The 23214-nt window shown below is 58.6% G+C and carries 21 protein-coding genes; 12 read left to right on the top strand and 9 right to left on the bottom strand.

Annotated elements, in window-relative coordinates; genetic code table 11:
- Positions 1–70 precede the first annotated feature (70 nt).
- The 5 genes from FGE21_RS13510 to dusB form a co-directional block, all read right to left on the bottom strand.
- The gene (locus FGE21_RS13510) at positions 71–1480 is read right to left on the bottom strand and encodes a sigma-54 dependent transcriptional regulator (RefSeq protein WP_139663829.1); all 1410 of its coding nucleotides are present in this window, start codon (positions 1478–1480) and stop codon (positions 71–73) included.
- Positions 1477–3756, bottom strand: coding sequence for a PAS domain-containing sensor histidine kinase (locus FGE21_RS13515; RefSeq protein WP_139663830.1), 2280 nt, complete (start codon positions 3754–3756; stop codon positions 1477–1479). Before FGE21_RS13515 ends, FGE21_RS13510 begins: the two co-directional genes overlap by 4 nt.
- A 99-nt stretch (positions 3757–3855) precedes the next feature.
- Positions 3856–5235, bottom strand: coding sequence for a response regulator (locus tag FGE21_RS13520; RefSeq protein WP_139663831.1), 1380 nt, complete (start codon positions 5233–5235; stop codon positions 3856–3858).
- 18 nt (positions 5236–5253) lie between these two features.
- Complete coding sequence (locus FGE21_RS13525; RefSeq protein WP_139663832.1) at positions 5254–6342, bottom strand: nitrogen regulation protein NR(II); 1089 nt, start codon at positions 6340–6342, stop codon at positions 5254–5256.
- The gene (gene dusB / locus FGE21_RS13530; RefSeq protein ID WP_139663833.1) at positions 6339–7328 is read right to left on the bottom strand and encodes a tRNA dihydrouridine synthase DusB; all 990 of its coding nucleotides are present in this window, start codon (positions 7326–7328) and stop codon (positions 6339–6341) included. The genes FGE21_RS13525 and dusB overlap by 4 nt, the downstream gene beginning before the upstream one ends.
- Positions 7329–7521: 193 nt before the next feature.
- On the opposite strand from dusB, the gene FGE21_RS13535 reads away from it, so the two are divergent.
- Genes FGE21_RS13535 through FGE21_RS13545 form a run of 3 tightly spaced genes read left to right on the top strand, consistent with a single transcriptional unit; the run spans position 7522 to position 9628 of the window.
- Entirely contained in the window at positions 7522–8658 is a 1137-nt protein-coding gene (locus FGE21_RS13535; protein ID WP_139663834.1) for a bifunctional 2-C-methyl-D-erythritol 4-phosphate cytidylyltransferase/2-C-methyl-D-erythritol 2,4-cyclodiphosphate synthase, read from the top strand.
- A complete protein-coding gene (locus FGE21_RS13540) occupies positions 8655–9152 on the top strand; it encodes a phosphatidylglycerophosphatase A (protein ID WP_139663835.1) in 498 nt (165 codons plus the stop codon). Before FGE21_RS13535 ends, FGE21_RS13540 begins: the two co-directional genes overlap by 4 nt.
- Positions 9149–9628 carry a CinA family protein gene (locus FGE21_RS13545; protein WP_139663836.1) on the top strand — a complete coding sequence of 160 codons (480 nt, stop codon included), beginning with the start codon at positions 9149–9151 and terminating at the stop codon, positions 9626–9628. The genes FGE21_RS13540 and FGE21_RS13545 overlap by 4 nt, the downstream gene beginning before the upstream one ends.
- Here FGE21_RS13545 and FGE21_RS13550 read toward each other — a convergent pair.
- On the bottom strand, positions 9617–10063 hold the full coding sequence (locus FGE21_RS13550) for a type II toxin-antitoxin system RatA family toxin (RefSeq protein WP_139663837.1): 447 nt from the start codon (positions 10061–10063) through the stop codon (positions 9617–9619). The two genes, FGE21_RS13545 and FGE21_RS13550, sit on opposite strands and share 12 nt — an antisense overlap.
- A gap of 74 nt (positions 10064–10137) precedes the next feature.
- Between FGE21_RS13550 and hpt the strand changes: the two genes are divergently transcribed.
- Entirely contained in the window at positions 10138–10674 is a 537-nt protein-coding gene (hpt, locus tag FGE21_RS13555; RefSeq protein WP_139663838.1) for a hypoxanthine phosphoribosyltransferase, read from the top strand.
- A gap of 119 nt (positions 10675–10793) precedes the next feature.
- Here the strand turns inward: hpt and lipA are convergent, their stop codons facing one another.
- Both lipA and FGE21_RS13565 read right to left on the bottom strand, forming a co-directional pair.
- On the bottom strand, positions 10794–11747 hold the full coding sequence (gene lipA / locus FGE21_RS13560) for a lipoyl synthase (RefSeq protein WP_139663839.1): 954 nt from the start codon (positions 11745–11747) through the stop codon (positions 10794–10796).
- 466 nt (positions 11748–12213) lie between these two features.
- Positions 12214–13263, bottom strand: coding sequence for a DUF6456 domain-containing protein (locus FGE21_RS13565; RefSeq protein WP_139663840.1), 1050 nt, complete (start codon positions 13261–13263; stop codon positions 12214–12216).
- 233 nt (positions 13264–13496) lie between these two features.
- On the opposite strand from FGE21_RS13565, the gene FGE21_RS13570 reads away from it, so the two are divergent.
- Positions 13497–13853, top strand: coding sequence for a DUF6477 family protein (locus FGE21_RS13570; protein WP_255731584.1), 357 nt, complete (start codon positions 13497–13499; stop codon positions 13851–13853).
- A gap of 51 nt (positions 13854–13904) precedes the next feature.
- Here FGE21_RS13570 and FGE21_RS13575 read toward each other — a convergent pair whose 3' ends face one another.
- Positions 13905–15449 carry a trimethylamine methyltransferase family protein gene (locus FGE21_RS13575; RefSeq protein WP_139663841.1) on the bottom strand — a complete coding sequence of 515 codons (1545 nt, stop codon included), beginning with the start codon at positions 15447–15449 and terminating at the stop codon, positions 13905–13907.
- Between the two features lie 260 nt (positions 15450–15709).
- On the opposite strand from FGE21_RS13575, the gene guaA reads away from it, so the two are divergent.
- The 7 genes from guaA to FGE21_RS13610 all read left to right on the top strand — a co-directional run bounded on the left by guaA (position 15710) and on the right by FGE21_RS13610 (position 23190).
- On the top strand, positions 15710–17272 hold the full coding sequence (gene guaA, locus FGE21_RS13580) for a glutamine-hydrolyzing GMP synthase (RefSeq protein ID WP_139663842.1): 1563 nt from the start codon (positions 15710–15712) through the stop codon (positions 17270–17272).
- Positions 17273–17482: 210 nt separating this feature from the next.
- Positions 17483–18352 (top strand): DMT family transporter, encoded by an 870-nt coding sequence (locus FGE21_RS13585; protein ID WP_139663843.1) that lies wholly within the window; start codon positions 17483–17485, stop codon positions 18350–18352.
- Between the two features lie 130 nt (positions 18353–18482).
- Positions 18483–19622: an OmpP1/FadL family transporter gene (locus tag FGE21_RS13590; RefSeq protein ID WP_139663844.1), complete on the top strand. Its 1140-nt coding sequence runs from the start codon at positions 18483–18485 to the stop codon at positions 19620–19622.
- Between the two features lie 158 nt (positions 19623–19780).
- Positions 19781–20644: an ATPase gene (locus FGE21_RS13595; RefSeq protein WP_139663845.1), complete on the top strand. Its 864-nt coding sequence runs from the start codon at positions 19781–19783 to the stop codon at positions 20642–20644.
- Between the two features lie 57 nt (positions 20645–20701).
- Entirely contained in the window at positions 20702–21640 is a 939-nt protein-coding gene (gene metA, locus FGE21_RS13600; RefSeq protein WP_139663846.1) for a homoserine O-succinyltransferase, read from the top strand.
- 67 nt (positions 21641–21707) lie between these two features.
- Positions 21708–22577 carry a polyphosphate kinase 2 gene (gene ppk2 / locus FGE21_RS13605; RefSeq protein ID WP_139663847.1) on the top strand — a complete coding sequence of 290 codons (870 nt, stop codon included), beginning with the start codon at positions 21708–21710 and terminating at the stop codon, positions 22575–22577.
- On the top strand, positions 22570–23190 hold the full coding sequence (locus FGE21_RS13610) for a TetR/AcrR family transcriptional regulator (protein WP_139663848.1): 621 nt from the start codon (positions 22570–22572) through the stop codon (positions 23188–23190). The genes ppk2 and FGE21_RS13610 overlap by 8 nt, the downstream gene beginning before the upstream one ends.
- The last annotated feature ends 24 nt before the right edge of the window (positions 23191–23214 follow it).

Genomic DNA, 23214 nt, shown 5'->3' on the forward strand with positions numbered 1-23214 from the left:
TGCATGACAGAAGGCCATGATGTGGTCAATTCAATTGTCCGGCGCCGACCCGCCACAGGAAGGCCGGCCGTCAGACAGCCGGCTCTTCGCTTTCAACCCGCGCAATGCGACTGCCTGCCTTGTTGGAAGTGACCACGCCCAGCGACTTCAGTTTTCTATGCAAGGCGGACCGCTCCATTCCGACAAAAGACGCCGTCCGGCTGATATTTCCGCCGAACCTGTTGATCTGCGTCAGAAGATATTCACGCTCGAACGCCTCACGCGCTTCTCGTAGCGGCAAAGTGGCCAACGCACCGGAGAGCACGACGCGCCCCTCCGTTTCAATCTTTTCCTCTTCCCGCGGCAAATCCTTCGCCTGGATCGGTCCCGAAGTTTCACCAAGGATCAGAACACGTTCCACGAGGTTCTTGAGTTGCCGAACGTTCCCGGGCCACATCATCGTCTGTAAAAGAGCAACCGCATCATCACTCAGGCCGCGCAAGGGCAGCCCCTGGGTCGTGTTGAAATGAGCGATGAAGTGCTCTGTCAAAAGCGGGATGTCTTCCCGGCGTTCGGACAGGGCGGGGACATTGATCGGAACCACGTTCAGACGATGAAACAACTCCTGGCGGAAGGTACCGTTGGCAATCTCCTTCTCAAGATCCCTGTTGGAAGAGGAGATCACCCGCAAATCAACCTTGAGCTTCTCCGTCCCGCCCAAACGAACGAACTGCTGATCCACCAGCACCCGCAGGATTTTGGACTGGGTCCCGGCCGGCATATCCGCCACTTCGTCAAAGAACACCACCCCTCCGTCAGCCTGCTCAAGCAATCCCGGCTCGATACCGCGCTCGCTGCTTTCGCGCCCAAACAGGACATCCTCCATCCGCTCCGGCTCAATACTCGCGCAGTTCACCGTGATGAAAGGAGCCCCAGAACGGTTTGAATTTGAATGAATATACCGCGCAGCCACTTCTTTGCCACTGCCAGCAGGACCGGTCAGCATGACGCGGCCATTGGATTTGGTCACCTTGTCCAACTGGCCAATCAGCGTCCGGAACGCAGGCGACACTCCGACCATTTCCGCGACGCCGCCATCCTTGCGGCGCAGGTCCGTGTTTTCGCGTCGCAGCCGCGAGGTTTCCATGGCCCGCCGGATCACCACCATCAGCTGATCAATGTTGAACGGCTTCTCAATAAAGTCATAGGCCCCCTGTTTGATAGCGGCCACGGCAATTTCGACGTTCCCATGCCCTGAGATGATGACGACCGGCACCTCCGGATAGTCACGCTTTACCGTCTTCAGGATATCGATTCCGTCCATCTGGCTGTCTTTCAACCAGATATCCAGGATCAAAAGCGCAGGCGGCGCCTCCTCGAGCGCAGCAATGCAATCATCCGAATTGGCGGCTTTGCGTGTCGCGTAGCCTTCGTCTTCCAGAATATCCGAAACCAGTTCCCGGATATCGCGCTCATCGTCAACGATCAGAATATCACTCATGTCAGCCCTGCTACTACGTTTGGATGGTGAACGGCATCGTCCGGTGAAAGTGCCGGAAGGCGAATGATCGCCATCGCGCCCCGGTGGCCTTGTCCCTCGAAAAGGGGAGCATCTTCCAACGTCAGCGTGCCACCATGCTCTTCTATAATTTTCTTGACGATCGGAAGTCCGAGCCCCGTGCCTTCGTCACGGGTGGTCACATAGGGTTCGAACAAACGCGCCCTGTCTTCCGGCAGACCAACCCCATTGTCCGCGATTGTTATCAGATGCCCGCCGCCCTCTGATACGAGGGAGACCCGCACCTCCGGCACATAGTCTTGTGGTGCACCTTTTTTCTGCAGAGTCACAGTGGCTTCTCCTGCGTTCTTGATGAGGTTGGTCAAGGCCTGCCCGATCATCGTGGCATCGACATCAACCATAGAGGCCTCATTCGGGACGTCGGATCGAAGTCTCAGATCAGGTTGCCCCGCTTGCTGCAGCAATACCGCCTCTTGCACAAGCTTCCCAAGGTCCTCCTTGCGACAAACCGGCTCCGGCATCCGCGCAAATTTTGAAAACTCATCAACAATACGCCGCAAGTCATTGGTTTGTCGAACGATCACGTCGGTCATAGACTGTAGCTGATCGCTTTGCTCGCCACTGAGTTTCGGGGCGAACTTGCGTTTGATCCGCTCGGCACTGAGTTGAATCGGTGTGAGCGGATTCTTGATTTCATGTGCGATACGTCGCGCGACGTCACCCCAGGCGGCCATTCGCTGCGCGCTCACGAGGTCAGTGACGTCATCAAATGCAATCACATACCCCTCCAGGCTCCCCTCATCCGACCGACGCGGCGACATGCGAACCAACAGGTTTTCCAACCGCCCCTGGCGCGTGACCTTGATCTCACTCTGGGCCACCTGAGAGCCGCCCTCTACCATCTCGGCAAAGAGCGGGCCGAATTCCGGAACCACCACCGCGAGGGCCAGAGATTGCTGATCCTCGCGCCAGTCCAGTAGCCGCTTGGCAGATTTGTTCACAAAGGTGATCGCCCCGTCGGCATTCAGACCGACCACCCCGGACGTGACCGAAGACAGCACCGAGTCAAACAGCCGCCGCCGATGCTCAATCTGGCGCGTATTTTCCAGAAGAGCGTCTCTCTGAACTTGAAGCCGCTTCGTCATCTGATTGAAATACCGGCCCAATTGGGCGATTTCATCGTCGCCACGTTCCTCGGTGACCTGGACATTCAAATTGCCGCCGCCGACCCGTTGCGCAGCAATCATCAACCGCCCGACGGGGCGCGACAGGCGCTCGGCAAACCACATACCCAACCACATCGCCGCCAGGATCAGAATCACGGCAAAGCCGAGGTAGAGCAGTCCGAACTCGAACAACATCCTACCCCGCTCATTCTCAAGCTGCTGGTACAGATGGGCCGTTTCCTGGGTATCATCGAGCAGGTTCAATAACTCGCCATCCACGTCACGGCTCACATATAGATAGCGATCCACGAAGGCGGCCAGCTTCACCAAAGCCCGAAATTCATTGTTTTCCCAATCCTGTATAACGACAAATCCATCCGCCTCGGCGGTGCTGATGTCCTGCCGGGACGGCATTTCGAAATCAAATTCGTAGGACCGTTCGCCGCGGGTCAGGATCGTACCCAAGCCGTCAATGACATAGGCTTCCTGCAGGCCACGCTGAATGCCCAGCTGTCCCTGCGACAGGAATTGCCGTAAATCAGCGTCGCTCATAAAGAAATTCGCCGTTCGGCTGCGATCGAGAAACCGCGCTAACCTCACGGCATCCTGCTCCAGATCCTGACGCTGCTGCCTCTGGTAGGCTTCGGCCGCTTTCACTGAGTTGCCAATTGCGTCCCTGACACGCTCTGAGAACCAGCCCTCCAGGCCGACATTCACCGTCAGAACCGCAAATACGGCAACGGTCACCGTGGGAACCAGTGCGAGGAACGCAAAGGCGCCGATGAGTCTCAGGTGCAGGCGTGATCCCGCCGATTTTTCGCGACGTGCAGCAACCAGACGACCGATCTGGCTGAGAACCATGGCGGTCACGGTGAGAACATAGACCAGATCGGCCAGCAGAATCAGCCGCAGCGCCGGAGAGCTTGCCCCCTGTCCGAAAGGGCCAATGACCAGAAAGGTCACCAGGGCCATAGCCGGACCGAGTATCACCAGCCCAAAGGTCGTGATATTTCGTGCCCGGCGTGTTTTTCGCCAACTATCCAAGGCCGTAAGCCACGGATAGGCCAAGCGGATGTGTGACATCTGCGCCACTGACTGCCCCCAGTTGATGTTGCGCGTTCTGCGCTCACCACATGATTTCGCGGTTTCCCATGTGCCGGTCGGCGAAGGGGTCACGCTTCTGTGGCGATATTACATCAGTTTGCGGCGGCGTGTCACCTCAATATCGAGGTCGGTGATTTTCTTGCGCAACGTATTGCGGTTGATGCCGAGCAGATCGGCACATTTCGCCTGATTTCCACCGGTTGCTGCAAGCGCAATTTCGATCAGTGGTGTCTCCACCTCTTTTAGAAGCCGGGTATAGAGGCCCGGAGGCGGCAGCATATCGCCGTGCAGATCAAAATATCTCTGCAAGTGACGGGCAACCGCGTCAGAGAGTTTTTCATTGCTTGCACCGCCCCCCATCACCGGTTCGACACCTGTGGTCTGGGGCCCCAAGGCAGCCGCGACCTCGGCTTTTCCAATTTCCTCACTACGTGCCGTAAGAGCCAGCCGCTTAACGATATTTTCTAGTTGCCGTACATTTCCTGGCCAGGCGTAGTGACGCAGGATTTCACGGGCATCCTCGCTCAACATGCGCCGTGCTGCGCCGTCGCTTTCGGCCCGCGCCAGGAAGTGCTCGCTCAGCAAAGCGATATCCTCCACCCGTTCGCGAAGGGCCGGGACCGCCAGTTCTGTTCCGCAAATCCGGTAATAGAGATCCTGCCGCAGGGCACCCGCCTCGAGCTGCTTCGCCAGATTTTGCTGGCTGGTCGTGGCGATGAACCGCGGCGCGTGGTCACCGGGCGCATCCATCATCCGGACCAATCTCGCCTGCGCTTCATCCGGCAGGTCCACGATTTCATCGATCAGCAGGGTCCCCCCCTTCACCTGCCCCAAAAGCCGCGACGGTCCCTCAAGCTCAATCAGGTCGGAGGCCTCAGCGACGACAAACGGCAGCGTCCGGCGGTCAGAAAAGTCGTGAATTGCCCTCGCTATCAACGACTTGCCGGTGCCACTTTCACCAGTGACCAGCAAAGGCATATCCGTGTTCATCACCCGGGCAATCAACCGGTACAGGGATTGCATGACCTCCGTGCGCCCGACAAGCGGGAGCTCGTCCGGACGTTCCTCAACCATCTCAATCCGTCCGGCCGCCTGAGCCGTCCGTTTTTCCGACAGCGCCTTCGCCGTCCGTTTCATCAGTTCCGGCAGATCAAACGGCTTGGGCAGATAGTCGTAGGCATCGGCTTCGGCCGCCTTGATCGCCGTCATGATTGTGTTTTGTGCAGAAATCACGATCACCGGCAGGCCAGGCCGATCCTGGGCGATCTTCGGCAGCATCTCCAGCCCATTCCCGTCCGGCATCATGACGTCTGAGATCACAACATCTCCTTTTCCTTCGCTGACCCAACGCATCAACGTGGTCAGAGAAGAGGTTGCATGGACCTTGCACCCCGCGCGTGTGAGCGCCTGGGTCAGGACTGTGCGGATCGTGCGGTCGTCGTCAGCAACAAGAACGGTGCCGTCCATGTCATTGTGCTCCTTGAGTTATGTATGATCGCGCGGAACACGCGAGAGGGACAGTCGGAATACGGTATTGCCCGGCTCAGACCGAACCGAGATCCAGCCGTCATGGTCAGCGATGATTTTGCTGACCAGAGCCAGCCCGAGGCCGGTGCCATTTTCACGCCCCGAGACGAAGGGTTCGAAAATATCATCGCGGATATGCGCCGGAAGCCCCGGCCCGTCATCGACAATTTCGATTTGAAGAGGCAACAGCTTGCCCTGGCCATCACTGCGTCGCAGGCGAAAAGAATGCTCGTAAAAGGTTCGGATGGTGATGGTTCCCTGTTTTTTTCCAGCCGCTTCAGAAGCATTCTTCAACAGGTTCAAGACCACCTGAAGCAGCTGGTCGGGATCCCCCCATGCCAAGGGCAAAGAGGGGTCGTATTTTTCAATAATCTTCATATGTGCGCCAAACCCCAGCAACGCAGAACGGCGCGCCCGATCCAGAACATCATGCAGGTTCACGGGGCGAAAATCCGGCTCCGACAGATTTCCGAACTGTTCCACCTGCTCCAACAGTTTTACGATCCGGCGGCTCTCACTGACAATAAGGTCCGTGAGTTCAAGGTCATCCGGGCTCAGGTTCATGCTGACAAGCTGCGCTGCCCCGGTGATCCCAGCCAAGGGATTCTTGATTTCATGCGCCAGCATTTCCGCCATGCCAATGGCCGATTGCGCCGCCGATTTGGCGGATTGGTTTTGCGTCATCCGACCGGCCAACTCCCGCGGGGACAACATCAGCAGCATATATCCCTTGTGGCCATGCAGCGGGGCGATCTGGACCGCACATTGCAAGGGCGCCCGGCTACGCGCGCCGACATCCACGTCGTTCACAAACAAGGGCGTCCCCTGATCGCGCGCCTTGTCAAAGGCCATTTCGATTGTTGTCTCAAGGGCCACTTTTTGCCAGATCGGGCAGCCGACCAGAGACTTTCTTGAAGCGTTGATAAAGCCTTCTGCGGCGGAGTTGACGTCAGCGATCCGGTTTTCCGCATCCACAAGAAACGCGGGCACCGGCAGCGATGCCCAGATTGCGCAATCGGCCGTATGTGGAACATGAGACGGGCTCATGCGGCGTTCTCCTGCTGCTGGGGGCGGTTCAGGGCCTCTTCCAAACGGGTCAATACCTCCCCCGCCGTGCGTGCGGTCAGAATCTCTCGCCTGAGATGCGTTGGGGTTCCCGCCTCATCCATGTACCAGCCGAGATGCTTTCGGGCGACGCGAAGACCCAAGTCGAGACCGTAAAAGCTCAGGATTGCCTCGTAGTGCTCTGAAACCATTGAAACCAGACCCGCTCCTGTAGGGATGTCAGGCGCCGCGTTGCCCCAGATCTCATGGGCGATTTCTGCAAGCACCCAAGGGCGCCCCTGCGCGCCGCGCCCGATCATGACGCCATCCGCACGCGATTGCGCCAGGGCCTGTCGCGCATCAGATACCCCGATGATGTCCCCATTGGCCAACAAAGGGACGGAAATCGCATCCCGGACCGCTGCAATCGCGGCCCAATCCGCCTGCCCCTTGTAGAACTGACAGCGCGTGCGCCCGTGAATGGTGACCATCTGCACGCCCGCGTCCTGTGCCCGGCGCGCCACATCCGCGGCATTCAAATTCGTATCATCCCAACCAAGCCGGGTTTTCAACGTCACAGGCACATCGACAGCCTGAACAACGGCCTCGATCAGAGAAATCGCATGGTCCGGCGTCTTCAACAGGGCGGACCCCGAATAGCCACTGGTCACCTTCTTGGCCGGGCACCCCATGTTGATATCGATCATGCGAGCACCGCGATCCGCGACTTGCCGGGCGGCCTCTGCCATCCAATAGGCCTCACGCCCTGCCAGCTGCACTGCCGTATTCTCCACATCCGCGCTCAGTTCCGCCCGCTCCCGCACGCCGGGTTTGGCCTGCACCATTTCCTGGCTCGCCACCATTTCGCTGACCACCAGACCAGCCCCGAACGACCGGACAAGATCGCGGAACGGGCGATCCGTGATGCCGGCCATTGGAGCCAGCGCAATCGGAGGGTCAAGATGTGTGGGTCCAACAGAAAAGGACAATTGCTTAATCCTTGTGCACATGATTGTTTATTAGCTTGAAACGTTCCTATGCTCCATTCCAACACGCCATTCCAGCCCAGTCATCCGGCGTGAGTGCCTATTCTTTAATCACTTTACTCGCGACCGTTGCCAGTTTATCCGCCGCACCGTAGACACTGCGCAGGTTTGCACGCGCAAGGGACGCCAATCTGACATGACCACTGCCGTTTTGATTGTTGCCGCGGGCAAGGGAACGCGGGCTGGTGGCGGGATTGCCAAACAATGGCGCATCCTTGCGGGCAAGACAGTCATTGACTGGACCATCGCGGCCTTCCGGCGCGCCGGGCTGAACCATATCATGGTGGTTCGTGACGCTCAGGACGCTGCCGGGCGGGATGCGCTTCGCGCTCATCCCGATGTGCAACAGGCAGACGGCGGAGCTGATCGTGCATCGTCTGTGTTGAATGGTCTTTTGGCGCTGCAGCGCGACGGCATCCAACATGTACTGATCCATGACGCCGCCCGCCCCTGTGTGAGTCCCACTGTCATTCACGGCGCCCTGGACGCGCTCAAGACGTCAATCGCCGCCGCTCCGGGACTGCCTGTGACCGATGCGCTTTGGATCGGCGATGACAACATGGTCGCAGGCCCCCAGGACCGCAGCAATCTCTTCGCCGCCCAGACACCGCAGGCGTTTCACTTTGACGCAATCCTGTCTGCGCATCTTGCGCTTGAGGGCGCGGCAGCAGACGATGTGGAGGTCGCACGCAAAGCCGGCCTGCCCGTGCGCATCACCCCCGGCGACAGCAACAACATCAAGATCACCCGGCCCGAGGATTTCGCCCGCGCCGAGACCATATTGAGGAGCTCCATGGATATCAGACTGGGCAATGGCTATGACGTGCACCGATTCGGCCCCGGAGACCATGTCACCCTCTGCGGCATTCCCATCCCCCATGACCATGGCCTGCAGGGGCATTCGGACGCCGATGTCGGAATGCATGCGGTGACCGACGCGCTCTATGGTGCATTGGCCGAAGGCGATATTGGCCGCCATTTCCCCCCCAGTGACCCGCAGTGGAAAGGGGCCGCCTCGGACATCTTTCTGCGCCATGCTGTCGATCTGGCGACCTCCAGGGGGTTCAGCATCGGCAACATAGACTGCACGTTGGTCTGCGAGTTTCCGAAAATCGGCCCCCATGCCGAGGCCATGCGGACCCGGATGGCAGAGATCACCGGGATCGGACGGGATCGGATTTCGATCAAGGCCACCACATCCGAACGCCTCGGATTCACCGGGCGTGGCGAAGGGATTGCGGCACTTGCCACCGCAACTTTGGTGCGCGTATGACGGTTGCAAAACTGCTCGGAACCTGTTGCGGAATAGGCTATTTTCGCCCTGCCCCCGGCACCTGGGGATCCCTGGCGGCGCTGCCTCTGACATTGGCATTGCACCTTCTCGGCGGGTTTCCCCTGCTCGCCATTGTCACCCTCTGTGCCATCGTCATCGGCTACTGGGCCGCGATAGAAATGACCCGTGGACAAGAAGACCTCGACCCCTCCGAGTTCGTGCTGGACGAACTGGCCGGGCAAATGCTGGCGTTATGGGCCATTTCCCTCCCGGCCTGGCTGCATGGTCTCGATATCACAGCCCTCTGGCCCGGTTGGGTCGCAGGATTTTTGCTGTTTCGCCTGTTTGACATCTGGAAACCGGGTCCGGTCGGCTGGGCTGACCGCCGCAAAGGCCCGTTCGGTGTCATGATGGATGACGTGATTGCGGGCGCGATGGCAGCCATCGGCATCGTCGTGCTGGCCGGCCTCTCACATGGGGTGCCGGGGCTGTGAGCGTCGATGTCGCCAGGCTCCTTGACCGCGCCAAGGCGCTGAATGCAACGGTCGCCACCGCAGAAAGCTGCACCGGCGGCATGATCGCGGCCGCCTTGACCGAGATCCCGGGCTCCTCCGCCGTTGTGGATCGCGGCTTCGTAACCTATTCCAATGGCGCCAAAATGCAGATGCTGGGCGTCCGCTCCGATACGCTAGAGACATTCGGAGCCGTCAGCGAGGAAACCGCCCGCGAGATGGCAGAGGGGGCGCTGGCGCAGGCCGGTGTCCGTTTCGCCGTCTCGGTGACGGGTATCGCAGGCCCCGGAGGGTCAGAGCATAAACCGGAAGGACGCGTCTGCTTTGGCCTCGCCCAGACCGGCGCCGACACCATAACAGAGCTGGTGGACTTTGGTCCGCTCGGCCGGGATCAGGTGCGCCTGGCCAGTCGCGATCACGCGCTTCAGATGCTCTGGCGGGCTCTGTCACGCATATAATTCAGCGGCACGACGTTCAAAAGCGCGGACAATCCGCTGCATCGCCTCGTTGAAAACGACACCAATTATGCCCTGTAATACCGCGTTCTTGAACTCAAAATCGACAAAGAAGGACGCATCGCACCCGCCGTCCTCACGATCGGAAAAGGCCCAGTTCGACTTCATATAACGAAAGGGTCCGTCAAGATATTCGGTGTCGATCTTTTTGTCGTCGGGGTGCAGCACAACACGGCTTCCGAAGCGTTCGCGAAACACCTTGAAGGAAATCACCAGATCCGCCTCCATCACTTCGGAGGCCTCTTGCCGGGTCCGGCTGCGGATACGTGCAGCAGAGCACCAGGGCAGAAATTTGGGATACGCAGCCACATCCGCCACCAGATCATACATCTGTTGTGCGGTATAAGGCATCTGGCGGGTTTCCGAATGGGTTGGCATTTGCGCGGGCTTCGTCTTCTGTACAGGTGGCGCGTGGTGTCCTATGAACGCGCTCGGATTTCAAGGGGGCAAGGATGTCAGAGCGACCATATGTCATCGATGTGATGATTTCAGCCAAGTCGATCGCTGCGCGAATCGAACAGCTATGCGGCGAGATAACCACCGAGTTCGGCGATACCAAGCAGCTGGTCGTCGTCGGCCTGTTGCGCGGAAGCTTTGTTTTCATCGCTGATCTCGTCCGTGAACTTGATCTGCCCATCGAGGTCGATTTTCTCGAGGCCTCTTCCTACGGAGACGCGATGGAAAGCAGCCGGGAGGTTCGTATTCTCAAAGACTTGCGCGGCGCAATTGAAGGGCGTGACGTGTTGGTGGTCGAAGACATCGTCGACACGGGTCACACGCTGAACCATGTCACTTCGCTTTTGAAAAGCCGCAAGCCCGCGCGGCTCAAGACCATTGCGCTCCTGGACAAACCCTCACGTCGCGAAGTGGACTTTCGCGCCGATTGGATTGGTTTCGAAATTCCCGATGAATTTGTCGTGGGCTATGGCATCGACTTTGCCCAGAGGAATCGCAACCTGCCCTATATCGGCAAAGTGCGGTTCACCTGAGCCGCACAGATACAGCGGACCGAACATAGTCTGTACCGAACACAACCTGTTCCAAATACAGCCTGTCTTCGGCGAAGAAACTCCTGGCGCGGCGTCATTGCCGCGCCAAGGCATTCACATCATGCCAGCCCGAGCTTGGCGTTGCGGGCGTCGCGCAGACGGGCAAAGTCATCGCCCGCGTGATAGGATGACCGGGTCAAGGGCGTTGCCGACACCATCAGGAACCCTTTGCCGTAAGCCGCTTTTTCATAGCTTGCGAATTCTTCCGGCGTCACGAAACGATCTACCGCATGGTGTTTAGGCGTCGGCTGCAAGTACTGACCAATAGTCAGAAAATCGACATCGGCGGCGCGCATGTCGTCCATGACCTGCTTCACCTGCATGGCCTCCTCTCCGAGCCCCACCATAATGCCTGACTTGGTAAAGATACTGGGGTCACGCTCCTTCACCCGCTGCAACAGGCGAAGCGAATGGAAATACCGCGCCCCGGCACGGACTTCGGGATAGAGGCCCGGCACAGTTTCCAGGTTGTGATTAAACACATCCGGTTTTGCATCCACTACCGTTTCGAGCGCCGACGCATCACAGCGCAGGAAATCCGGCGTCAGGATCTCGATCGTGGTGGAGGGCGACCGGTGGCGCACCGCGCGGATGGTCTGCGCAAAATGCGAGGCGCCGCCATCTTCGACATCGTCGCGATCCACCGACGTAATGACAACGTGGTTCAGCCCCAGCTTGGCGACAGCATGCGCCACACGGCCGGGCTCAAAGGCATCCAGGGCCTCGGGCGGTTTGCCCGTCGCAATATTGCAGAACGAACAGGCGCGCGTACAGGTGTCCCCCATGATCATCATGGTCGCGTGACCCTGGCTCCAGCATTCGCCGACATTCGGACAGCCAGCTTCTTCGCAGACTGTCACGAGATTGTTCTCCCGCATGATCTTGTGAGTTTCTGCGTAGCCCTTGCCACCTGGCGCCTTCACGCGGATCCAGCTTGGCTTTTTAGGCTGAGCATTGTCGGGACGGTGCGCTTTTTCGGGGTGGCGCTGCTCGGGGATCTTCAGATCTCGCACAGGGTCTTCCTTGTGACTGCGTCGGTTGCTGCAGCGTAACATATCAGCCTGCGATGGCCACGGCCAGTGGTGCATGCCTGCTTTGTTCTCAACGCAATCTACTGCGTCTCCATTCCCATACCGTTAACACTTCATCTCAAAGATGTCGCGCGAATGTCCCGGATATCTTGCATGCCTCCAATTAATTTTATTTCCGAAAATCCTCGAAATTTCATTTACAAATATAGAAAGAAAAGTATTCGGGATTTCGATCATTCAGATGCAGGAACGAGTTTTCAAATCACACAAAACAGGAACGGCACAAAGGGCGAACTTGCAAATACAACGTAAATAGATCTGCACGCATTCCCATTTTGTTCTCCATTCATTCCCACCACATCCTATCTGGCTCTATATTCCAATATTCAAATATTCACGAAGCACCGGATCAACCTCTTTCCCGCGCAAAATCTAGGGTCTCAACACACTACCCAATCATCTGGTTTTGCGGTGGGAGTGATTCATAATATTGGTGTAATTGCTCCAAAGCTATTCGCAGAACAATTTTCCCAGAGCGCGCGGACCATCCCAGCTCCCGCTCTGCGGCTTCCAGGCCCTCCAGATGACAGCAACACCGCAGCGCGATATCACTCAGACCCGGACCAAGCGCGCACAGGGCGTCTGCCGACCGCTGGAACGCCTGCCGGGCCGGTCTGTCATAGTCACGTGCCTCGGACCGGCATCCTCCCTCCGCAAAGACGGCCCGCTCTTCGGCGATATGCTGACCGATTTGTGCCAGTTCAAAGTCCTCGCGCAACCTCTCTCCGGCACGTAACATTTCGACTGTAAGAAAGGGTTTTCCTTGCCGGTCCGAAAGACGTGCCAGCGTTTGGATCGGGGTCTCCTGCGGACCATATCGCGCTCTCTTCTGGACCAAATCATCGCCACCGTCGGCCCCCGCAAGAACTCCGGAAATGCCCGACTGAGTCGTGGTTTCAGCCCGGATGCGCTTTTTGTTTTCCGCCGCCGCCATCATGGTTGCGAGTGCGCTGCGCCCGTCCTTGGAGATCCGGTAGCGATGGACCCGCCCGGCCGAAAAACAGCTGATCCAGTCCAGCAGAGCCAGTATTTCTGCAAGGTGGCGATCCACCACCGTCTTGTGAATGTCTTCCTGAACGCCACGCACAATGATCACCTTGGGCAGGTTCCGCCCCGCCACAAGCACCGCCCCGGACTGGGTCAACATGGTCAAACAACGCGCCGCATCACATTCGGAAAAAAGGGTATTATTCGGCCGCGGACCGGAGCGCTCCCCCTCTTCGTAAAAGACGTCAGAGAGCCGCGTCAGAGCGCCGTCCACGAGCGGGTCCTCCCTGAGTTGCTCAAGGCGGCGTACCTGGCGCAGAACGGTCGAGGCGTGGCATTGCGCGTTGCGGGACAGCTCCCGGATGGAGACTTGGGCAACTGTATGTTCCAGATATCGGAATACCTCGTCCGACACCCAAGCTGGCAGACTTGTTTGTGTGACCCTGTTCATCACTGACCCCCAATTTTACTCAAGAGGCACTTTTAGCGAAAGAACGACAGAGCCGATTTTCCTATCCTGCCTCGTGCACTCTTTTGAACGATTGAATTTCGACAGCTCCGAAAGCATGCCACCTATTCTCAAACCGATTGAAAATACACCGTTCGCTGACTCACGGATCTCCGCAACACCCGGAAAGGTTGATTATTATTCGGGTCGTCATTCACAGATTAATGGGGAACTTCATGCAGGACCTGAGCAGCCGAATATTCACACTTCGCCGCCCCCGCCTTCTTTCCCGCGCCGCACGGATCGGCGCGGATGACTATTCCCGCTCGCGGGATCTGAAGCGCCTTATGGGAGCGACAGTTCCAAACCGGCTCAGTGAGCTTTTGATGCGGCTTCTTGACCTAGAAGCCGAGCAGGACGGCGCGCGACGCAGCAACAACCCCAGCTACTCGCTGACTCGCCACGTTGAAATTCTGATCGCAATCGCAGCCGAAAGCCGCCTCTACCTGGCGTCGAAAGAAGCAGCCCCCGCCCCCGAAAAAAGCCCCTGCGCCCACCTGTCTTCCTTGTCTCAAATACCTGATATAAAATAAAAAACGGCGCCACATAGGGCGCCGTCAAAGTCCTGTTTCAATCACCCGTTCCTACATGAAGGCATCCGGCATCGAGGCTTTCTTCTCAGCCACAAAGGCCAGCAAAGACTCGCGGATGGCGGGGTCCATTTCCGGCTGCTTGTAGTTTGCCATCAAATGATCCACCCGTGAGGTGGCCAGCTTGTAGGTGTCGCGCGCGCCTTCCTCCTCCCAGGTCTCAAACGGTTTGTAATCGAGAAGATCCGATTTCCAGAACGCGGTTTTGAAATTGGCCTGGGTATGCGCACAGCCGAGGTAGTGCCCGCCCGGACCCACCTCGCGGATGGCGTCCATCGCTTGCCCTGTTTCGTCCACGGTGATTCCCTTGGCAAGACCGTGCAACGCCCCCAGCTGATCCGCATCCATCACGAACTTTTCAAAATCCGCGACCAATCCGCCCTCAAGCCAACCACAGGAATGCAACATGAAGTTGACCCCGGACATCAGCCCCATGTTCAGTGAGTTCGCGGTCTCATAGGCGGCTTGTGCGTCCGGCAGTTTTGACCCGCAGAAGGACCCGGCCGAACGGAAGGGCAAGTTCAGACGACGTGCAAGCTGTCCGGCCCCATAGGTGACCAGCGACGCCTCGGGCGTCCCGAAGGTGGGCGCCCCGGAGTTCATGTCGATCGAAGAGACAAAGGCGCCGAATATGACAGGTGCACCGGCCCGGATCAGCTGGCTGTAGGCAACGCCGGCCAGGACTTCGGCCAGAACCTGCGTCAGGGTGCCCGCCACGGACACCGGAGCCATGGCACCGCCGACGATAAAGGGCGAAATGATACAGGCCTGATTGTTGCGGGCATAGACTTCCAGCGAGCCCATCATCACATCATCAAACGTCAGCGGCGAGTTGATGTTGATGAGGGAGGTAAGAACGGTGTTGTCCTGCACGAAGTCCTTGCCAAACAGCACGCCGCACATGTCGACCGAATCCTGCGCCCGGCTGGGCTCTGTCACCGAGCCCATGAAGGGTTTGTCGGACAGCTCCATATGCGCCATCAGCATGTCGAGATGGCGCTTGTTCACCGGCACGTCGGTCGGCTCGCAGACTGTGCCGCCGGAATGGTGCAGCCATTTGGACATATATCCCAGCTTCACGAATTTCTGAAAATCCTCCAGCGTGGCATAGCGGCGACCACCATTTGCATCGCGCACGAAGGGCGGCCCGTAGACCGGTGCCAGCACGAGGTTTTTCCCGCCGATCACCACGGATTTCTCCGGGTTCCGGGCATGCTGGGTGAACTGACTTGGCGCGGTCTCACAGAGTTTCCGCGCCAGACCACGCGGAATGCGGACCCGCTCGCCCTGCACGTCTGCTCCGGCATCGCGCCACCGCTGCAAGGCACCCGGATTATCGACGAAATTGACACCGACTTCCTCGAGAATGATCTCGGCGTTGGCCTCAATGATCTGAAGCGCTTCTTCGTTCAGCACCTCGAAGTTGGGGATGTTGCGCTCGATGTAGCGGGCGGTTTCGATATGGACGCTCGTCCGTTCTGCACGACGGGCGGCGCCTCCGCCACCCCGACTACGGCGACGCGGTGCTGCATCTGTCATTGTTGTTCCTCACGACAGTATGAAATTCTGTGCAGTCTGATTATCCGAGCGCGTCACCTCAACGCCGAAGGATAACGGCTATTCTCGCATAAATGCGACATCCTGCCATGGATTTTTGGCCGGACCCGCGGGTTTGCGGGCCTTGCCAGCAACCGCTCGCGCCCGAAGCCCTCGCGCGGGCGGGGAAACGGGCGGGAAAACACGGCGCCGCCATGCTGTGGCCCCTTGCCAGATGTTCCGTCAGACCCTAAGAGCCAAGCATGATAGAGACAGCCCATGACCGCCTTCTTATTATAGACTTCGGCAGCCAGGTGACGCAGCTCATTGCGCGCCGCCTGCGTGAGTTGAACGTCTATTGTGAAATCCACCCCTATCAGAACGTCACGATGGACTTTGTGCGCGATTTCGCGCCAAAAGCCGTGATCTTCTCCGGAGGTCCCGACAGCGTCACACGGGAGGGATCACCGCGCGCGCCGCAGGACATATTCGACTATGGCGTGCCGATCCTCGGCATCTGCTACGGCCAGCAGGTCATGATGCATCAGCTGGGCGGTACGGTGCAATCCGGCCATGGCACCGCTGAATTCGGACGCGCGCATGTCACCCCGAGCGCAGATCGCATCGACCTGCTCAATGGTTGGTTCCTTGAAAACAAGGAACAAGTCTGGATGAGCCACGGCGACCATGTCTCTGAAATCGCGCCTGGTTTCAAAGTTTACGGCACATCGCCCAATGCCCCGTTCGCGATTACCGCCGATCTTGACCGGCAGTTCTACGCGGTTCAGTTCCACCCCGAGGTTCACCACACGCCCAACGGCAAGACGCTCTACGAGAACTTCGTCAAACTCGCAGGCTTTGCCGGGGATTGGACGATGGGAGCCTACCGCGAGCAGATGGTCGAAAAGATCCGCGACGAGGTCGGCGACAAGAAGGTCATCTGTGCGCTCTCCGGCGGCGTCGACAGCTCTGTCGCGGCGGCCCTGATCCATGAGGCGATCGGCGACCAATTGACCTGCGTTTTTGTCGACCACGGCCTGCTGCGCAAGAATGAGGCGCAAGAAGTCGTGGGCATGTTCCGCGACAATATGAATTTGCAGGTCATCCACGCCGATGAAACGGAATTGTTCCTCGGAGAGCTGGAAGGCCAGTCCGACCCGGAGACCAAGCGCAAGATCATCGGCAAGCTTTTCATCGACGTCTTCCAGAAATACGCCGATGGAATCGACGGTGCCGAGTTCCTCGCCCAAGGAACACTCTACCCTGATGTGATTGAGTCCGTTTCGTTTTCCGGCGGCCCCTCGGTCACCATCAAATCCCACCACAATGTCGGCGGCCTGCCGGAAAAGATGGGGTTGAAGCTGGTTGAACCGCTGCGCGAGCTGTTCAAGGACGAGGTCCGCGCGCTCGGGCGGGAACTGGGTCTTCCTGACAGCTTTATCGGTCGCCACCCCTTCCCCGGTCCCGGTCTTGCCATTCGCTGTCCGGGCGAGATCACCCGCGCCAAGCTCGATATCCTGCGCGAGGCCGACGCGATCTTCATCGACCAGATCCGCAAGCACGGGCTCTATGATGACATCTGGCAGGCCTTCGTGGCGATTCTTCCCGTGCGCACTGTCGGCGTCATGGGCGATGGTCGGACCTATGATTATGCCTGTGCGCTGCGAGCGGTGACCTCTGTGGATGGCATGACAGCAGACTACTACCCGTTCAGCCACGAATTCCTTGGTGAGACGGCGACCCGGATCATCAATGAGGTCAAGGGCATCAACCGTTGCACCTACGACATTACCTCCAAACCTCCGGGCACAATCGAGTGGGAATAACTCCCCCGCTCGGAAAGATGATAAAAACCTCTGGCCGCCCCCCGCGACCGGAGGTTTCTTTTTGCGCGAAGTTCTCCAAACAAACCCATGAATTTTCCTGAAAAAACGCGCCTGATCCAGGATAATTTTGTGCGCAGGCACCGGCGGCAAGGGCTTGACCTCGACGATATTTGACGACTTTCTGCAGGCAGTTTGACCCAAGGACATTTCATGCAGGACAGCCACCCCAAAACCGGACGTGCGGCGCTCTGGATGATCGGCGCAATCCTGTCCTTTTCTGCGATGGCCGTGGCCGGCCGCGAGGCCAGCCTGTCGCTCGACACATTTGAGATCATGATGTACCGCAGCTGCGTGGGCGTGTTGGTTGTCGCCGGAATGATCACCGCGCTTGGCCGGTGGAAAGCCGTCAGCACCGCCCGTCTCGGCCAACATGGGCTGCGCAACGCGGTTCACTTTGCCGGCCAGAATCTATGGTTCTACGCGGTCTCCGTCCTGCCATTGGCACAGGTCTTCGCGCTGGAGTTCACCTCGCCCATCTGGGTCATTCTGCTGGCGCCCGTGCTCTTGGGCGAAACGCTCACCCGCATGCGGGCGCTCGCCGTGCTGCTGGGATTTATCGGCATATTGATCGTCGCCCGGCCAAGCCCCGCGACCTTCAACCTCGGCCTTGCCTGTGCTGCCGCCTCTGCCGTGTTCTTTGCCCTGACCGGGATCGCCACCAAACGCCTGACCCGGCACGAGACGATCTGGTCCATCATGTTCTGGCTGACCGCCCTGCAGTTGGTCTTTGGGTTGGTTTGTGCAGGCTGGGACATGGATATCGCCCTGCCGGACGCGCAAAACCTGCCGCTGTTGCTGATCATCGGCTGCGCCGGGCTGGGCGCGCATTTCTGCATCACCAATGCGCTGTCGCTGGCGCCCGCTGCGGTGGTGATCCCGATCGATTTCGCCCGCCTGCCGTTCATCGCAATACTGGGCTGGCTGATCTACAGCGAGCCGGTCGAAATCTGGCTCTTTGTCGGCGCGGCCCTCATTCTGGCCGGCAACCTCATCAATATTGTATCATCCCGGCAACAGTAGTCGGAACGCGACGTCACGAAAGCGGAGCCTGCCGTTCCGTCAACATTGCCTGAGGTGTCACATATTTTTTACTGTCTCTTTTAACGTGGTGTGAAATATTCTTTCACTCCACACCTGAGGGAGGAAACTTATGAAACATTTCATCGCCGCATCTGTTGCGACGACCCTGATGGCGTCAACTGCCATTGCGGCTGGACTTGACCGGACCGGACAGCCGACCGGGATCATCTTTGAAGAAGGGACCTACGCGGAGTTCTCTTTTGCCACCACCTCTCCGGAGCTGAGCGGCAATGACCTGTCAACATTCAACCCGGCGCAATCGGCAACCGGTGATGTTGGCAACCGTTTCAACTCTGTTTCCGGCGGTTTCAAGACCGACATCAATGACCGCCTCTCGCTGGCCGTCGTCTTTGACCAGCCCTGGGGCGTTGACGTCAGCTACCCGGCCACCGGTGGCTCCGCGCTGCTGAACGGCACCGCCGCAGATGCGACCTCCAATGCGATCACCACCCTGCTGCGCTACAAGCTCAATGATCGGTTCAGCCTGCATGGCGGTCTGCGCTATCAGGAGATCAAAGGGGATGTGACCCTCGCGGGTGCCGCCTACGGCGCCCTGTCCGGCTATAACGTCAACGTCGCCAAGGAAGGCGGTTTTGGCTTTGTCGCCGGTGGTGCCTATGAGATCCCCGATATCGCTCTGCGGCTGGCGGTCACCTACAGCTCTGAAATCACGCATGATTTCCAGATCACCGAGAATTTCCCGACCGCTCTTGGTGGCGCTACGGCCAACACGGAACATGAAACCAAGACACCGCAGTCGCTCAATGTCGATTTCCAGACCGGGATCGCCAAGGACACGCTGCTTCTGGCCGGAATTCGCTGGGTCGAACACAGCACCACCCGCCTTGACCCCGCGGCCGTCAACGCAGCCCTTCCGGTTCCTGTCGAGCTGATCACACTCGATGACTCGATCACCTATACGCTGGGTGTCGGCCGGCGACTGAACGACAACTGGTCCGCATCTCTCGCCTATATCTATGAGGATGTTGATGGCGACGATCTGGTTTCGCCGCTGGCGCCGACTAAGGGATCGCAAGCCATTCGTCTCGGCGTGCAATACCAAAACGACAAGGTCAAAGTCACCGCGGGCGTACGTTACACGATGCTTGAAGACGCCTTTGCCGAAACCGGCACGCCGGACACCGCGCGGGCCAGCTTCACCGACAATGACGCGCTCAGCTTTGGTTTGAAGGTCGGTTTCTACTTCTGATCCACACAGCATGTGATTTGGTTTGGCCCCGCCGCTTTCGGTGGGGCTTTTCCATGCAGCAGAGACAATTGCATAGGGTCCGTGCAGTCGCTTGAATTGACGGCGCTCATCTGGCTCTCTAGCAAGGGTGCAAAGATCGCGACAAAGGCTTCTGGTACATGCTTTATTCCTCTGCTCAGGCGTGGCGTGACGCGCCGTCGAAACGGGTTCTCTTCTTCGGCATGTCCGGCCTCGGAAAGACCTATATCAGCAACATCCTGCGCAGTTCCGGCGACTGGTTTCACTATTCCATCGATTACCGTATCGGCACCCGCTACATGGGCGAGTACATTGCCGATAACGCCAAAGCCGAGGCGATGAAGGTGCCGTTCCTGCGAAATCTGCTGCTGAACGACTCGATCGACATCACGCCCAACATCACCTTCGAGAACCTCAACGCCGTCGCCGCCTATCTCGGTGTCCCCGGAGACCCCGAAAAAGGGGGGCTGCAGATCGAAGAGTACCGGCGCCGGCAGGACCAGTTTCGCCGCTCCGAAATCGAAGCCCTTCTGGACACACGTTATTTCATCGAGCGCTCCGAACGGATCTATGGCTACCCCAATTTCATCTGCGACACGGGGGGGTCGATCTGTGAATGGGTGGACGCCGCCGATCCCGAAGATCCGCTCCTGCGGGATCTGAGCCGCGACACGCTCTTGATCTGGATCGAGGGCACCGAGGCCCACACCCAAGAACTGATCCGTCGCTTTGACCGGGCGCCGAAACCGATGGCCTATCAACCCGAATTCCTGACCCAGGTCTGGGATGATTATCTGAACAATCACAATGTCCAACCGGAGGATGTTGATCCCCAGGCCTTCCTGCGCTGGACCTATGCGCAGGCTTTGGCGCACCGCCAACCCCGATACCGGGAAATGGCGCGCAGATGGGGGGTGACGGTCACCGCTGATCAGATTTCCGCGGTCAAAACAGCCGCCGATTTCGAGGAGTTGATTTCATCTACCCTTGAGGCCCAAAGCTAACGGCCCTATTTACGGGGACCTTCCGGATCCCTTTCGGCCATTCATTGAGGACAAGACATGCCCATCACGATCCCCGCAGACCTGCCCGCCTATTCTGTTCTGTCGAACGAAGGCGTCATGGTCATGTCGCCGGATCATGCGGCACGTCAGGATATCCGGCCGCTGCGAATCGGCTTGTTGAATCTGATGCCAAAAAAGATTCAGACCGAAAACCAGTTTGCCCGGCTGATCGGCGCGACTCCGTTGCAAATCGAACTGTCTTTGATCCGCATGACGGAGCATCAAACCAAGAACACGGCCGCCGAGCATATGGAAGAATTCTATCGCCCGTTTCAGGAAATCAAGGATCAGAAATTCGACGGGCTGATCATCACCGGCGCCCCGATCGAACACCTGGCCTTTCAGGAGGTCTCCTACTGGGATGAGCTGAAGCAGGTGTTCGAGTGGACGCAGACCAACGTACATTCCACCTTCGGCGTGTGCTGGGGTGGCATGGCGATGATCAACCACTTTCACGGCATCACCAAACATAGCCTCGACCAAAAGGCCTTTGGGTGTTTTCGGCATCTGAACCTGCAACCGACCTCGCCCTATCTGCGGGGCTTTTCCGACGACTTTGTGATCCCGGTGTCGCGCTGGACGGAAATGAGCCAGAGTGACATCGACAATACGCCCGGTCTGACCACGCTTTTGGGCAGCGCAGGCGTCGGCCCCTGTCTGGTCGAAGATCCCGAGCACCGGGCGCTCTATATCTTCAACCATTTCGAATATGACAGTGATACGCTGAAACAGGAATATGATCGGGATGTGGAAAGCGGCACAGCGATCAATGTGCCGGTGAATTACTACCCGGATGATGACCCGAGCCGCAAGCCTCTGAACCGGTGGCGCAGCCATGCGCATCTGCTGTATGGCAACTGGCTGTCCGAAATCTATCAGACCACGCCATATGACGTGAACCGGATTGGCCTGGAGACCGCCGACCTCAGAGCCTGATCGGCGCGCCCCCCGCCTGGCCAGACCGCATTGCATTTTGGATGGAACGAGAAAGGACCGATCGAACATGACCCTGCCCTTTGACGGTGCGATCAGCCAGTATTTCAATGATGAGGCCCCCAAGCCCATCCGCAAAGCGATCACAGCTGCGAAAAAGGATGACATCCTGAGCGAGAGCTACCCCTATGACGCTGTCATCGCAAAGAAGGACTATTGGCAGCAATTCGACGCGCTGCAGATCGAACTGGTCAAGCTGCAGGCCTGGGTGAAATCCACCGGGCAGCGTGTCGCGATCGTGTTCGAAGGGCGGGATGCTGCGGGAAAAGGCGGAACGATCAAACGCTTTCGCGAGAATCTTAATCCACGGGGGGCACGGGTCGTTGCCCTCTCCAAACCGACAGAGACCGAGGCCACGCAGTGGTATTTTCAGCGCTACATCAGCCAGCTTCCCGCCGGCGGAGAAATCGTGTGTTTCGACCGGAGCTGGTACAATCGCGGCGTTGTGGAGCCGGTCTTTGGCTTTTGCACCGACAGTCAACGCGAACACTTCTTCTCGCAGGTTATTGATTTTGAAAGGATGTTGGTCGACGAGGGTATCCACCTCTTCAAGTTCTGGCTGAACGTCGGCCGCGCCGAACAGCTGCGGCGGTTTCTTGCCCGGGAACAGGATCCGTTGAAACACTGGAAGCTCAGCTGGATTGATGTCGAAGGCCTGAAACGCTGGGATGCCTATTCCGACGCCATTCGCGAGACCTTTGACCGCAGCCAAAGCGCGCACGCCCCCTGGACGATTGTGCGCTCGGACGACAAGAAACGGGCACGGCTCGAGGCGATCCGGCACGTTCTTCTGTCCATTGACTATGACAACAAGGATACGGCGGCCATTGGAGAGGCCGATCCCTCCATATGTGGAGGCCCGGACATCTGGGATGCCTAAAAAACGCGGCTATCACCACGGCAACCTGCGTCAGGCACTGGTCGAGGCCGCTCTGAGCCTGATCGAGGCCAAAGGCCCGACCGGTTTTACCCTGTCCGAAGCCGCCAAACAGGCCGGTGTGACCCCCGCCGCCGTATACCGGCATTTTGAAGGGCGCGAAGAGTTGATCGCAGAGGCCGCGCGGCAGGGCTTCTTGATGTTTGCCGACCTGATGCTGCACGCCTACGACAAATACCAACCCTCCGCCCTCGCCGCCTTTGAGGCAACCGGGCGCGCCTATCTGGCCTTTGCACGCAAGCATCCGGGTCACTACATCGCCATGTTTGAAAGCGGCATCTCCGCCAACCGGACGCCGGAACTTTCCGAAGCTGCCGCCCGGGCGAGAGGCGTTCTCGAACGCGCAGCCTCAGAGCTCAGTCAGCATATTCCGGTCGAGAAACGTCCGCCCGCCTCCATGTTCTCGGCCCATATCATGGCCATGAGTCACGGGGTGGTTGAGCTTTATGCCAGGAATGCGCCGGGAGCGGCTTCCCCCTATGCGCCAGAAGATCTTCTGGAAACCGGCATCGGGATCTACTTGCGTGGTCTTGGGCTGATAGAGCCGGACGCCTAGATCCGTCGCGGCTGATCCCAGCTC

Origin of the sequence: Phaeobacter sp. B1627 (assembly GCF_006265095.1) — a bacterium.
Lineage (GTDB): Bacteria > Pseudomonadota > Alphaproteobacteria > Rhodobacterales > Rhodobacteraceae > Epibacterium.

Coding starts and splice junctions, on each gene's coding strand:
- FGE21_RS13510 (WP_139663829.1), bottom strand. CDS start 1,480: ATGAGTGATATTCTGATCGTTGACGATGAGCGCGATATCCGGGAACTG.
- FGE21_RS13520 (WP_139663831.1), bottom strand. CDS start 5,235: ATGGACGGCACCGTTCTTGTTGCTGACGACGACCGCACGATCCGCACA.
- FGE21_RS13525 (WP_139663832.1), bottom strand. CDS start 6,342: ATGAGCCCGTCTCATGTTCCACATACGGCCGATTGCGCAATCTGGGCA.
- FGE21_RS13535 (WP_139663834.1), top strand. CDS start 7,522: ATGACCACTGCCGTTTTGATTGTTGCCGCGGGCAAGGGAACGCGGGCT.
- FGE21_RS13540 (WP_139663835.1), top strand. CDS start 8,655: ATGACGGTTGCAAAACTGCTCGGAACCTGTTGCGGAATAGGCTATTTT.
- FGE21_RS13550 (WP_139663837.1), bottom strand. CDS start 10,063: ATGCCAACCCATTCGGAAACCCGCCAGATGCCTTATACCGCACAACAG.
- hpt (WP_139663838.1), top strand. CDS start 10,138: ATGTCAGAGCGACCATATGTCATCGATGTGATGATTTCAGCCAAGTCG.
- FGE21_RS13565 (WP_139663840.1), bottom strand. CDS start 13,263: ATGAACAGGGTCACACAAACAAGTCTGCCAGCTTGGGTGTCGGACGAG.
- FGE21_RS13570 (WP_255731584.1), top strand. CDS start 13,497: ATGCAGGACCTGAGCAGCCGAATATTCACACTTCGCCGCCCCCGCCTT.
- FGE21_RS13575 (WP_139663841.1), bottom strand. CDS start 15,449: ATGACAGATGCAGCACCGCGTCGCCGTAGTCGGGGTGGCGGAGGCGCC.
- guaA (WP_139663842.1), top strand. CDS start 15,710: ATGATAGAGACAGCCCATGACCGCCTTCTTATTATAGACTTCGGCAGC.
- FGE21_RS13585 (WP_139663843.1), top strand. CDS start 17,483: ATGCAGGACAGCCACCCCAAAACCGGACGTGCGGCGCTCTGGATGATC.
- FGE21_RS13590 (WP_139663844.1), top strand. CDS start 18,483: ATGAAACATTTCATCGCCGCATCTGTTGCGACGACCCTGATGGCGTCA.
- FGE21_RS13595 (WP_139663845.1), top strand. CDS start 19,781: ATGCTTTATTCCTCTGCTCAGGCGTGGCGTGACGCGCCGTCGAAACGG.
- metA (WP_139663846.1), top strand. CDS start 20,702: ATGCCCATCACGATCCCCGCAGACCTGCCCGCCTATTCTGTTCTGTCG.
- ppk2 (WP_139663847.1), top strand. CDS start 21,708: ATGACCCTGCCCTTTGACGGTGCGATCAGCCAGTATTTCAATGATGAG.
- FGE21_RS13610 (WP_139663848.1), top strand. CDS start 22,570: ATGCCTAAAAAACGCGGCTATCACCACGGCAACCTGCGTCAGGCACTG.